The following is a 12,039-nucleotide window of genomic DNA, read 5'->3' as shown; positions in this document are numbered from 1 at the left end:
CTCCAGGCCCGCCCCGGTCACCACCGGTTCCGGCTCGATCCCCACCTCCACCGCGACGGCGCGCGCGGTGTCGGCGTGATCGCCGGTCACCATGATCACCCGGATGCCGCCCGCGCGGGAGTCGGCCACCGCCTGGCGGGCCGAGACGCGGATCTCGTCGCTCAGCGCGAGCAGCCCGACCGGCCGCAGCCCGTCCGCGTCCAGGTCGCCGGTATCGCCCTCGGCCAGCGCCAGAACCCGTAACCCGCGCCTGGCCAGCTCGGGAACGGCGGCGGCCAGCCGGTCGGCCTGCTCGCCCGGGGAGCAGCGCGCGAGCACCACTTCGGGAGCGCCCTTCACCGTGAGCACCGGGCCGGGGGTGACGACCGCCATGGAGCGGGTGTCGGCGTCGAAGGGCCGGCTGGACGTCCGCGGCTCGTCCGGCCGCACGCCGTGGCCAGCGGCGGCGGACAGCAGCGCCACGTCCACCGCGTCGCCGAGCCCGTCGCGGGCGTCGTTGCACCGTACGGCGGCCCGCCACAGGTCCGCGCCGGGCACGGTGACGTGATCGGTGACAGCGAGGCGGCCGGTGGTCAGCGTGCCGGTCTTGTCCGAGGCGATCACGGTGGTGGCGCCCAGTGCCTGGATCGCCGACAGCCTGCGTACGATTACGCCGAGCTTGGCCATCCGCTGCGAGCCGAGCGCCAGCGCGGTCGTGACGGCCGCCGCCATGCTCTCCGGCACCGCCGCGATCGCCAGCGCCACACCGGCCAGCACCAGCTCGAACGGCTCGATCCCGCCCCTGGTGAAGCCCAGCGCCACCATGACGACGCCCGCCACGACGGCGAGCACGCCGATGCGCTTGGACACCCGCGCCAGCTCCACCTCCAGGGGCCCCTTCACCTGGCCCTGCAGGGCTGAGGCGATGCGGCCCATCTCGGTGGCCGCGCCGGTCGCGGTGACCACCGCGACGGCGGAGCCGCGTACGGCCATGGTGCCGGAGAACAGCTCACCGTCACGGTCGCCCAGCGGCCCTTCCAGCAGCCCGCCCGCGCGTTTGGCCGCCGAGCGCGACTCCCCGGTCAGCATCGACTCGTTGACGGCCAGCGAGACGGCCTCGACGACCTGGGCGTCGGCGGCGACCCGGTCGCCCGCCGCGACCTCGACCACGTCCCCCGGCACCACTTCGGCCGCGGGGATGCGCCGTACGGCGCCGCCGCGACGGACCTTCGCCATCGGCGCGGTCATCGTCCGCAGGGCCCGGACCGCCTGCTCGGCCTTGGCCTCCTGGCTCACCCCGATGACCACGTTGACCAGCAGAATGGCCAGGATCGCCGCACCCTCCGGCACCTCACGCAGGACGGCGAGGGTGACCAGCCCGGCGATCAGCAGCAGGATCGACAGCGGGTCCGCGAGCTGGCGGGCCGCCCGCGAGTGGAGCGAGCGCGGCTTCGGCTCGGGCAGCTCGTTGCGCCCGTGCTCGGCCAGAGCCCGGGCCGCCTCGTCCTCGGCCAGTCCGGTCAGGGCATGCGTGGAGGTGTCCATGGCTCCAATAGATCATCCGGCACACGGACCGCACCTCAGCCGAAGGCCCTCGGACATGAGGACCTTCGACCCGTTCTGCACCGGGGTGAGCGCGACTTGACGGTTCCGTGGCACCACGTGCGGGCCCAGGCCCCGATCCGCTTCGAGCGCCGCGCTCAGCGGCGTCGCCCCTGATCAGGGGCTGCTGCGCAGCCCGGAGAGCTCCAGCTTGGCGATCTTGCCGTTGGCCGTTTTGGGCAGCGCGTCGCGGATCTCGATGTGACGGGGGTACTTGTAGGCGGCCAGCCGATCCCGGCAGTGGGCGATCAGCTCCGGCTCCGTGGCCTTCCTGCCCGGCTTGAGCGACACATACGCCGCGACCTCCTCCCCCAGCCGCGCGTCGGGGACACCCACGACGGCGGCCTCGGCGACGGCGGGATGGTTGTAGAGGATCTCCTCCACCTCGCGTGGGTAGATGTTGTAGCCGCCGCGGATGATGAGCTCCTTCTTGCGGTCGATGATGAAGAAGAAGCCGTCCTCGTCGACGTACCCGAGGTCGCCGGTGTGGAGCCAGCCGCCCGCCATGGCCTCGGCGGTCGCCGCCAGCTGGTCGTGGTAGCCCTTCATGACGTGGAAGCCGCGCGTGACCAGCTCTCCGACGTGCTCGCGCCCGGGCGGGAGCCGCCTGCCCTGCTCGTCCCAGACCTGGGTCTCGGTGCCCCAGATCGGCTTGCCGACGCTGTAGGCGCGCCGCTCGTCGGCGCTGATGTTGAACGTGGTCGTCGACGCGGTCTCGGTCAGGCCGTAGCCCTCCAGGACGATGACGCCGAAGCGCTGCTCGAAGGCGTCCAGGACGTGGGCGGGGATGGCGGCGCCGCCGGAGATCGCCACGCGCAGCGACGAGGTGTCGTACCGGCCGAGCTCGGGGTGTTCCAGCACGGCCACGAACATGGTGGGCACGCCCTCGAAGATGGTCACGCGATCGCGTTCGATCGCCTCCAGCGCCGCTCCGGCGTCGAAGCGCGGGACGAGAGAGAGCGTGCAGCCGAAACGGACGCTGACGTCGAGGATGCTCGACAGGCCGAACACGTGGAACATCGGCAGGATCGTCAGCACGACGTCGTCGGGACGCACGTCGAACAGCCGGCCGGGGATGTCGGCGTTCATGTAGAGCTGGATGTGCGTCAGTTCCGCTCCTTTAGGCACGCCGGTGGTGCCCGAGGTGAACACGATCGCGGCGGTGTCGCAGCCCTCGCGTGGCGTGATCGGCCGGCGGTCCGCCGCGGGCTTGAGCAGATCGGTGAACGGCGCGGCGGCCGGGCAGGGCGCGCCGACGGCGAACACGTCGGTGACGCCTTCCTCCGCGGCGCCCTTGATCGCCTCCTCGGCCAGCGCCGACCAGGTGATGAGCGCGCCTGCCCGGGAGTTGCCCAGGCAGTAGGCCACCTCACGCGCCTTGAGCAGCGGGTTCAGCGGCACCACGACGGCCCCTGCCTTGAGGATGCCGAAGTAGGCCACCACGAATTCGGGGATGTTGGGCAACTGCAGCCCCACCGCCTGGCCAGGCCGGATGCCCCGGGCGGCCAGGCCCTCGGCGACCGCGTCGGACAGCGCGTCCAGCTCGGCGTAGCTCATCGCACCGCCGTCGTGCCTGATCGCCGGCTTGCCCGGCTCGGCCTTCGCGGATTCGCGCAGGATGACTGCGAGGTTGAACATGGATCTCTCCTTCGATCAGACCGGGCGCCGCTCCACCGCCTTCGTCTGGGCCGGAGAACGTCGCGCGGTCCTTCGCGGCCGAACGGGCCCGGGGACGCGGCGGGGTCATGCGATCGGCCAGGTCCGTCGCCGGCCTGCGTACGTGCCGGTTGGCTCTCAGCGTCATCCGTGGCCCGTGGAGCGCACAGGGCTGAAGGTCCCGAGCCGGCCGCCGTTGTGCCTGATCCGGAGCGAACGCACGGTGGCCGGCCGGCGGGCGGGGCCGTGGCCCGCCCCCGCGAGGTGACCACGGCGAGCGCGACGAGGTGTTCGGCGTCAGGGAGTTCCGGCCTTTACGCTGGGGTCGTCAGGCTCGATCTGCTGTCCCTCCGCCCGGCACCCTCAGAGCCGGGGCACTACGTGAGGGGGAGCGCCGTGCCCGAGGGATACGACGTACTGCTGCGCGACGGCAACATCGCGCACGTGCGCCCGCTGCGGCCGGAGGACCGGCGGAGCCTGCACGAGCTGGTGGACCGCTCGTCGGAACGCTCGGCGTACCTGCGCTTCTTCACCGGCGGCCGGGCGACGGCGCACGCGTACATGGACCGCGTCACGAGCGACGAGTACGACGGTCATGCCCTGGTGGCCGGCATGCACGATCGGCTGGTCGCGGTCGCCGAATACCTCCCCCTCGCCGACGGCCGGGCCGACCTCGCGATCCTCATCGACGACGCCGTCCACGGGCACGGGCTCGGCACGCTGATGCTGGAGCACGCCGCCCTGGACGCGGCCGGTCACGGGGTACGTGAGCTGGTGGCCGACGTGCTGGCCGAGAACCGTCCGATGATCCGGGTGCTGCGCGACATCGGCCTGGACGTGACCCAGCGCTTCGAGGGCGGCACCCTGCACGTCGCCATCGCCGCCGAGCCGACGGCCCGGCTGCGGGAGAGCATCGAATCCCGCGACCACGAGGCCGGACGGGCGTCCCTGAGCCGAGTACTCACCCCACGCTCGGTGGCCGTGATCGGCGCCGGCCGCAACGAGCGCTCGATCGGGCACCAGGTCCTGCGCAACCTTCTCGACGGCGGCTTCCCCGGACCTCTGTATGCCGTCAACCCCAACGCCACCGAGGTGGCCGGCCTGCCCTGCCAGGCCAAGGTGCCCGCCGGCGTGGACCTGGCCGTCGTGGCGGTCCCCGCCGAGCACGTCCTGGAGGTGGCTCACGACTGCGCGCAGGCCGGAGTGACCGGGCTGGTGGTGCTCACCTCCGGGTTCGCGGAGACCGGCAAGCGAAGCTCGGAGTCGGAGCTGCTGAAGATCTGCCGCTCGGCCGGGATGCGGCTCGTCGGCCCGAACTGCCTGGGCGTGGTCAACACCGCGGCGCGGCTGAACGCCAGCTTCCTGCCGCATCACCCGGTCCAGGGACGTATCGCGCTCATGTCCCAGTCCGGCGCGATCGGGGCGGCGCTGCTGGAACGCCTGAACGTCTCCTCCTTCGTCTCGGTCGGCAACAAGGCCGACGTCAGTGGCAACGACCTCCTCGAATACTGGGAGGACGACCCCGGCACCGACGTGATCGCCCTTTATCTGGAGTCGTTCGGCAACCCGCGCAAGTTCGCCAGGATCGCCCGCCGGGTCACCGCCCGCAAGCCGGTCCTGCTGGTCAAGAGCGGGCGCGGCGGCGCGGGTGACCGGGCCGTGCGCTCGCACACCGCCGCCGCGGCCACTCCCGACGTCGCGGTGGACGCGCTGGTTCGCGCTGCCGGCGTGATCCGGCTCGACAGCGTGCCCGACCTCATCGACACCAGCAAGCTGCTCGCGGCCCAGCCCCTGCCGAAGGGGCGCCGAGTCGCCATCGTCGGCAACTCCGGCGGCCCCCAGGCGATGGCCGCCGACGCCTGCGAGCGCCGCGGCCTGACCGTCCCGGAGCTGCCGCCCGGCCTGCTGAACGCCCGGCCCGCCGCCGCGCTGGGCAACCCGATCGACCTCACCGCCGCCGCGAGCGCGGCGGAGATCGGCGCCGCGGTGGGGAAGCTCGCCGCCTCGCCCGAGGTGGACGTGGTCCTCGTCGTCTACACCCCGCCGTTCGGCTCAGGGCTGGAGGAGACCCGTCAGGCCATCGCCGGCGCGGCCAAGACCACGGACAAGACCGTGCTGGCCTGCGTGATCGGCCACGACGGCCTGATCGACGGCCGCATCCCCAGCTACGCCTTTCCCGAGCAGGCCGTCGATGCCCTCGCCCACGTCGTGCACTACGCCGAACGGCGGAGTCGCCCTGCTCAGCCGGTCACGCCGGCCCCGCGGTCCGACGACCGGACGGCACGCGAGATCGCCCAGGCCGAGCTGGCCGAGCACCCCGGCGGCGGCTGGCTCTCCCCCACGGCCGCCGCCCGGCTACTGCGCTGCTACGGGGTGCCGCTGGTGGAGTCCGTCGAAGTGAACGGCCCTGAGGCCGCCGCCCAGGCCGCCCGGACCGTCGGGTCGCCGGTGGTGCTCAAGGCCGTCGGCCCGGTGCACAAGAGCGAGGTCGGCGGCGTCCGGCTCGGCCTCCGCACCCCGGAGGAGGTACGGCACGCCTACGCCGAGATGTCGGCGCGCATCGGCGGGGAGATGACCGCCGCCATCGTCCAGCCCCTGGTGCCGAACGGGGTCGAGATCATCGTCGGTGGGGTCAACTACCCCGCGTTCGGCCCGCTGGTCATGGTCGGGATGGGCGGGGTGACGGCCGATCTGCTGGCCGACCGCGCCTTCCGGGTCCCGCCGGTCACCGATGCCCGCGACATGATCGACGAGCTGCGCTGTGCCCCGCTGCTGCACGGCTACCGCGGCTCCCCGGCCCTCGATGTCGCCGCCCTGGCCGAACAGCTCGAACGGATCGGCAGGCTGCTCGACGACCTCCCCGAGGTGGCCGAGCTCGACCTCAACCCGGTCATCGTCACGCCGGACGGCGCCACCACGGTGGACGCCCGGATCCGGATCGCGCCGTGCCCGCCGACGCCCTCGCCGTTGCTCCGGCATCTGCGCTGACCCGGCAGCCGCGCCTTGGCACGCTCGTCGTTGATCGCCCGTCCCAGGAAGTGATCGCTGGTGCTCGCGGGACGGCCTGCGCTTCCCGGGGCAAGCCGAACGCCCGCCTCCGGCGTTGCGGAGGCGGGCGTCTGATCGTTCGCGCTACTTAAGCCAGGGGGTGCGCTGGACGATGGGCAGGTTGCCCAGCCCCAGCGTGGTCCCCGCGCCGGCCAGGGCCAGGCCGATGAGGACGATGGAGTAGATGAGGTGCTCATCCAGGAAGGGGTTGTTGGCCAGGGGCAGCTCGGCCGCCCACATCAGGACCAGCATCGCGGTGCCGGTGACGGCGGCGATCCGCAGGCCGACGCCCAGGACGAGCGCGAGGCCGATGCCCAGCAGGCCGGCCATGAACAGCCAGTCCACCCACCCCTGCCCGGCCAGGCCGGAGAAGAAGCCGCCCAGCGCGTTCTCGCCCGTGCCCTTGAGGAACCCGGTCGTCGGGCTGCCGCCCTCGACCCAGGCCCGGTTGGCGGGGGTGGCGAAACCCCAGCCGAACGTCTTGTCCAGGAACGCCCACAGGAAGATCCAGCCGATCGCGATCCGCGCGGCCGCCCAGACGTAATCGACGGGCCGGCGAGCGGCGATCGCGCCGGTCCCCATGACGGTCCTGCTACCGGTGGCGGCCATGACGCCTCCCCTTTCACGGATGATTCGCCGTTTTCTTCTCGCTCCAAGCACACCGCCCGCACGGCCCCGGCAGCAGAGCCGTACGGCCCGTGGCACCGGGACCTTCGTCCCCTCGAATGCGCGGCCGTACAGACGGTCCCGGATGAGCATGAGGTCGATGGCCGGTCGGTGGTCAGTGCCGCGTCGGCCGGCGCAGCGAGCGAAGACACCCACCGGGTGGAAGGGGCGGTCCGCCCGGCCTACCGGGCTCGCCATCATGACGACCGGTCACTCAGTCGCTGCCACCGATTCGGCGCCGGGGCCGGAACCGTCTCAGGGATGGGCCGATATCTCGCACCTCGGCGGGTGTCTGATTCCATGATCACAAACGCCGGAGGCCAGGGGGTAGGGCCGAAGGTCCCTGGCCCTCGCGCCCTCCGGCTCCCGCTCCGGCCCAGACCGCGCAGCCGCCGGGTGAGCACGGCGGCGCCCAGCACTCTGGGTCACCGGACTCCTGGGCCTGACGAATGGCACCCGGACAGCGGGACCTCCGCCCCTACCCCGCCGGCGCGGGCGGCGATGCGATGACGGCACGACCCGAAGGAGGAGCACGATGTACGTCACCGTCAACGAGGTCATGACCCGCGAGGTCCTCTCGGTCCATGAGGCCACTCCGTTCAAGGACATCGCCGAAGCGCTCATCGACCGCGCCGTCAGCGCGGTCCCCGTGGTTGACGACGCCCGCCACGTCCTCGGCGTCATCTCCGAGGCCGATCTGCTGTGCAAGGAGGAATTCCGTGAGCTCTACTACGGGGAGGGCTACCGGCCGCCTCTGCGCACCAGGCTGCGCCACCGGCTGTCCCCGGAAGGCGCGGACGTACGCCGCAAGGCCGACGGCGACACCGCCGCCGAGCTGATGACCACGCCTGCCATCACCATCCCTGCCACCGCGTCCGTCGTGGCGGCCGCCCGCAAAATGGACGAGCAGGGCGTCAAACGCCTCATCGTCACCGCTGATGACAACACCCTGCTCGGCATCGTCAGCCGGCGTGACCTGCTGAAGGTGTTCGTCCGCCCCGACGACGACATCGTCCGCACCATCCGCGAGGACGTACTGGAACGCTCTCTTTGGGTGGAGACGCTCGGCATCAGGGTGGAGGCCGACCACGGCGTCGTGACGCTCAGCGGCTGGATGGACCGCCGAAGTGATGCCCGGATCGCTCTCCGGATGGCCGGCCGGGTGGACGGCGTGGTCGACGTCATCGACAAGCTCAGCTGGAAGCACGACGACTCGGACTGGGCGAGGTGACGAGCAGGGATCCGGTGCCGTGGCTGTCATGAAGCCGGGCCCATCGGCGTACGAGTCAGGACCTTCGCCCTCAGGCGGACGCTGCGCCGCGGTGGTGCGCTGAAGGAATGAGGACCTATCCCGTACGGGTCGAGGCCCGGCTCGAGGAGCCGCTGAACCGGGGCCTCTGGATCGTCAAATGGTTCCTGGCGATCCCCCACTACATCGTGCTCGGCTTCCTGTGGATCGCCTTCGGCGTCCTCACCGTCATCGCGTTCTTCGCGATCCTGTTCACCGGCCGCTACCCACGCGCGCTGTTCGACTTCAACCTCGGCGTGCTGCGCTGGACCTGGCGGGTCGCCTACTACAGCTACGGCGCCCTGGGCACCGACCGCTACCCGCCGTTCACCCTCGGCCCGGCCCCCGGCTACCCCGCCACGCTCGACATCGACTACCCCGAACACCTCTCGCGCGGCCTCGTGCTCATCAAGTGGTGGCTGCTGGCCATCCCGCACTACCTCATCGTGAGCCTGTTCACCAGCGGCAGCGCGATCTCGTGGGGCAGCGACCTGCCCGACGGCGGTGGCGTCCTCTACACACTGGACTGGGGCGGCCTCATCGGCCTGCTCGTCCTCATCGCCGCCCTCTGCCTGCTGTTCACCGGCCGTTACCCGCGCGGCGTCTTCGACCTCGTACTCGGCATGAACCGCTGGGCGCTCAGGGTGGTGGCGTACGCGACCCTCATGACCGACGCCTACCCGCCCTTCAGGCTGGAACAAGGCGGCCACGAGATCCCGCGGCCGGACGAGCCGCCCTCCTACCCGCGCACTCCCCGGTGCGAAATGGCGCCACCTCCATCGTCATAGGCAAGGTCGTGCTGTCCAGAGTCTGACATATCGGATTTCGGCGATCGCGCGGAAGGCAGGGGCAGGCCTCCCGCGCGATCGACGTTCGGAACGCGGTCAGCCTCCTGCGGGAGCGAGATGAACGTCAGCGCGAATTCAAGGCCGACCTCTAATCCCTTTACGGGCGTCCAGTCCGTGCCCCTATTAGATTACCCATAATGGAAATTTTTGGACAGAACGCATTTCTTTCGACCTTCGCTATGCGTAACATTTTCATCACTTCACGTGAAGAGCCGACTTGGTGAGGCTTGTCCCGATACGCTATCAGCCACCGGAGGCGGATTCTCATCGGTGGATCTCACGTAAACGGCAGGTACATGACTACAAGACGGCGCCGTCTAGCTATACGCCAGCTCTTCGAGAAATGGCTGCTCAACCTCCCAGCTTCACTCACTCTCGCGCTGGCGACGCCATTACTCGGCGTTGCGACCGGGATTGTCACGGGCACCGTCCGCGGATATCTCATCGGCCTGCTGTGCTGCTGCACAACATTGGCCGGCCTTTCGGCCTGGCTGCGCCAGTCGCAGGCCGGGGAGTACAAAGACGCAGCACAGAGAATGGCCAAGACCCTGTCCGGCGGCGGCCTGCCCGTGCTGCTCGAACTGGGACGGATCTGCCGCCTGGAGCCCGGCTCCGCCGTCGGCCAAATAGACTCGCTGGTGCGGAACGTCCTTACCACCGCCCGCCAGATGTGCGGGTACGTGAAGAATCGCGACGAGGTGCACGCGGCGTATTATGTCGCCGACCAGAAAGACCTGCTGCGCCTTTTCCGTGACACCTGGAGCATGACAGGACGGAGTTCACCGCGCCTGGAAATCGGCATGGGCGGCCCCCGCGATCACAACTTTGCACATTTCGCCTCCAACACCTACGACCCGCCCATGCAGGTGCTGATCGAGGATGACATCAAGAACTCCGAATCCCCATTGGGGACCTTGTTCGTCGGTAACAACACCTACCGGAGCAGCATGGCGGCGACCGTCGGCCTCGGCTCGAACTCCGACGCGGCACGCTGGGGCGTTCTCGTGGTCACCTCGCCGGAAAAATTCGCTTTCGGCAAATCGGACGGCGAAACCCTGAGACTGCTGGCGGGCGTTCTCGCCGCAGGACTGGCACATGCACACCAAGTGTGAGACCGTCATAGCAGCAGGTAACCAATCCTGGGAGGATTCGCAGATGCCCGACAGAGATCAGCGTGCGAAAGATCCAACGCTTACGCAGGACAATCTGGTCGAATCCGCCGAACGAGTCATTCTCGGCGACCTTCCACCTGAGAAGTATTTCCAAGCCGTCGAACGACACGCCGAGAACATGGCCGACCTCGAGGCCAAACGCCCGCGCCTCGAGGGGCTGCTCGCCCGCTGGCAACTGCGAAGGGTGAGCCGCGTCAGCCACGGGTGACGCCGTGCCGGCCTCACCGGGGCTCCTCGGCATGGAGCCGTCCGTCGACGGCGAACCACCTGCCGGTAGCGGACGCCGGACGCTCGTAGTGCAGAGCACAAGCGGCCGGACGCTCGTAGTGCGCAGAGCACACGGCACGGCCAGCTATGACGCCGCGCTCGTCACCGCCCGCGACCGCCTCGCTCACCTGGCCGACCGAGTCGCCGCACAGGGCCGGGACTACTCCACCGACCGCGTACGGCTGTCCGCCGAACAGGTCACGACCCCTGCGACGAGTGCCACGCCCTTGCCGGGGGACGTCTCCCTGCCACCCGAGACGCAAGCGCGCTCGGGGAGCAAGGACTACAAGGGCAACAAGGCACATGCGATCGCCCGGCTGATACCAGGAGGCGGGTCCTGGCACGTCTATCGCACCTCAGCCGGGAAGCACCTCGCGCTCTCGTGGCGTTACCTGCTCCCCCACGAATGAGACTCCGGCTACGGACGAGCAGGCGGGTCTGCGGGCGCACAGAACTCCACGACACCACCAGAATTGAGTGGGACACGGCCGAGCGGGAGACGAACTTCGACGACGGTTGTCGTAGAGGACGCCTTGTGATCACGCACATACATCTGTCACTGGTTCTCGGGGACTTTCAGCCACGCCATCAGCTCTTGCAACAAGGCACCCGTGAGCACCTCAAACTGAGGTCTTGCCCTGTCCGGATCGAGAGGTGCCTGGTTGATGAGCCTGCGATGCTCACGACGTTCCTCTCTCGTGTACGACCACGGACCACGCACCGACATCCGCCACTCCGAAAGCCCTTCCCGGATCTCCGAAAGCCGCTGGGAAAAGACCGGATCGACGGCTGTGATCGTTGCCTCATGCATCACGAAATTTAAAAAGAACCCTGTGGTGGCATGGTCCAGTTCCATCAGCCACTGCTGGCGCTTGATCCTTCCGCTTCGCCTCCATAGCACGATCACCTGCTGGTTCAACGTCAGAGTCGCGAGGATGAGTTCTCTCGCTGACGCTCTGGCCTCGATTCGTAAGGACTGCCGGTGGGCTTGCTGACCAGAAAGCCTCACGACAGCCCATGCCGTGAGGGCTGCGACGACACCCCCGATGACGGCGCTCAGCGCGCCCTGAAGTAGATTTGCCCACCAATCCACCACAGGAGAGGTATCCCGCCGAGTCCCTTCGATTATGCGCTCGGCCCGATCACAACTGGGGGTGGACATCTTCGCGACCAAAGGCGTGGACATGCGTGCTTCGAGCGTCGGGTATCTGGTCGCCGCGATCCTCGTAGGGTTCGCCTATCGCGTGGAGGCGCCCGACGACGACCCCTACAACGGCACCGTGGTTGAGGATTTTGGCGACTCCATGGCTATCTCGGCCGCGAGCTTCCTGGGAGTCGCCGTGGCCGGCGTGGCCTGGACGACGGGCAGGAGGTCATGGCCGGCGGCCGTCGTGTTCGGCAGCCTGTGCGCCCTGGCGGCCGGCAGGTTCGGGTATCTCTGGATCTCCTGACGCGCGAGCGCCGACGTCTGGTCTCGCTCCGCCGGGCGCCGGCCAACTTCGTCGTCGCTGAC

General features: G+C 69.7%; 11 protein-coding genes. 7 read left to right on the top strand and 4 right to left on the bottom strand.

Annotation, left to right across the window (positions count from 1 at the left end):
- On the bottom strand, positions 1-1,524 hold a 1,524-nt coding region (locus tag ETD85_RS14655), incomplete at its 3' end, for a cation-translocating P-type ATPase (RefSeq protein WP_138690238.1).
- Positions 1,525-1,698: 174 nt separating this feature from the next.
- On the bottom strand, positions 1,699-3,219 hold the full coding sequence (locus tag ETD85_RS14650; RefSeq protein WP_138690237.1) for a long-chain-fatty-acid--CoA ligase: 1,521 nt from the start codon (positions 3,217-3,219) through the stop codon (positions 1,699-1,701).
- Between the two features lie 414 nt (positions 3,220-3,633).
- On the opposite strand from ETD85_RS14650, the gene ETD85_RS14645 reads away from it, so the two are divergent.
- Positions 3,634-6,225, top strand: coding sequence for a GNAT family N-acetyltransferase (locus ETD85_RS14645; RefSeq protein ID WP_138690236.1), 2,592 nt, complete (start codon positions 3,634-3,636; stop codon positions 6,223-6,225).
- 144 nt (positions 6,226-6,369) lie between these two features.
- Here ETD85_RS14645 and ETD85_RS14640 read toward each other — a convergent pair whose 3' ends face one another.
- Positions 6,370-6,894, bottom strand: coding sequence for a hypothetical protein (locus ETD85_RS14640; protein ID WP_138690235.1), 525 nt, complete (start codon positions 6,892-6,894; stop codon positions 6,370-6,372).
- Positions 6,895-7,486: 592 nt separating this feature from the next.
- On the opposite strand from ETD85_RS14640, the gene ETD85_RS14635 reads away from it, so the two are divergent.
- The 5 genes from ETD85_RS14635 (at position 7,487) to ETD85_RS14615 (ending at position 10,936) form a co-directional block, all read left to right on the top strand.
- Positions 7,487-8,182, top strand: coding sequence for a CBS domain-containing protein (locus tag ETD85_RS14635; protein ID WP_138690234.1), 696 nt, complete (start codon positions 7,487-7,489; stop codon positions 8,180-8,182).
- Between the two features lie 107 nt (positions 8,183-8,289).
- Positions 8,290-9,027 (top strand): DUF4389 domain-containing protein, encoded by a 738-nt coding sequence (locus ETD85_RS14630; protein ID WP_138690233.1) that lies wholly within the window; start codon positions 8,290-8,292, stop codon positions 9,025-9,027.
- A 356-nt stretch (positions 9,028-9,383) separates the two neighbouring features.
- The gene (locus ETD85_RS14625) at positions 9,384-10,199 is read left to right on the top strand and encodes a hypothetical protein (RefSeq protein WP_138690232.1); all 816 of its coding nucleotides are present in this window, start codon (positions 9,384-9,386) and stop codon (positions 10,197-10,199) included.
- 43 nt (positions 10,200-10,242) lie between these two features.
- Positions 10,243-10,467 (top strand): hypothetical protein, encoded by a 225-nt coding sequence (locus ETD85_RS14620; RefSeq protein ID WP_138690231.1) that lies wholly within the window; start codon positions 10,243-10,245, stop codon positions 10,465-10,467.
- 118 nt (positions 10,468-10,585) lie between these two features.
- Entirely contained in the window at positions 10,586-10,936 is a 351-nt protein-coding gene (locus ETD85_RS14615; RefSeq protein ID WP_138690230.1) for a hypothetical protein, read from the top strand.
- A 146-nt stretch (positions 10,937-11,082) separates the two neighbouring features.
- Here the strand turns inward: ETD85_RS14615 and ETD85_RS14610 are convergent, their stop codons facing one another.
- Positions 11,083-11,445, bottom strand: a complete 363-nt coding sequence (locus ETD85_RS14610; RefSeq protein ID WP_138690229.1) for a hypothetical protein — start codon at positions 11,443-11,445, stop codon at positions 11,083-11,085.
- A 265-nt stretch (positions 11,446-11,710) separates the two neighbouring features.
- On the opposite strand from ETD85_RS14610, the gene ETD85_RS14605 reads away from it, so the two are divergent.
- Positions 11,711-11,977: a hypothetical protein gene (locus ETD85_RS14605; protein ID WP_138690228.1), complete on the top strand. Its 267-nt coding sequence runs from the start codon at positions 11,711-11,713 to the stop codon at positions 11,975-11,977.
- Positions 11,978-12,039 lie beyond the last annotated feature (62 nt).

The sequence above is a fragment of the Nonomuraea zeae genome (assembly GCF_005889725.1).
GTDB classification, from domain to species: Bacteria; Actinomycetota; Actinomycetes; order Streptosporangiales; family Streptosporangiaceae; genus Nonomuraea; species Nonomuraea zeae.
This window is presented reverse-complemented; position numbering and strand designations above follow the sequence as displayed.

Bases quoted from the DNA above. Each gene is read 5' to 3' on its own strand.
- ETD85_RS14650 (WP_138690237.1), bottom strand. From the start codon at position 3,219: ATGTTCAACCTCGCAGTCATCCTGCGCGAATCCGCGAAGGCCGAGCCG.
- ETD85_RS14640 (WP_138690235.1), bottom strand. From the start codon at position 6,894: ATGGCCGCCACCGGTAGCAGGACCGTCATGGGGACCGGCGCGATCGCC.
- ETD85_RS14635 (WP_138690234.1), top strand. From the start codon at position 7,487: ATGTACGTCACCGTCAACGAGGTCATGACCCGCGAGGTCCTCTCGGTC.
- ETD85_RS14630 (WP_138690233.1), top strand. From the start codon at position 8,290: ATGAGGACCTATCCCGTACGGGTCGAGGCCCGGCTCGAGGAGCCGCTG.
- ETD85_RS14625 (WP_138690232.1), top strand. From the start codon at position 9,384: ATGACTACAAGACGGCGCCGTCTAGCTATACGCCAGCTCTTCGAGAAA.
- ETD85_RS14620 (WP_138690231.1), top strand. From the start codon at position 10,243: ATGCCCGACAGAGATCAGCGTGCGAAAGATCCAACGCTTACGCAGGAC.
- ETD85_RS14605 (WP_138690228.1), top strand. From the start codon at position 11,711: ATGCGTGCTTCGAGCGTCGGGTATCTGGTCGCCGCGATCCTCGTAGGG.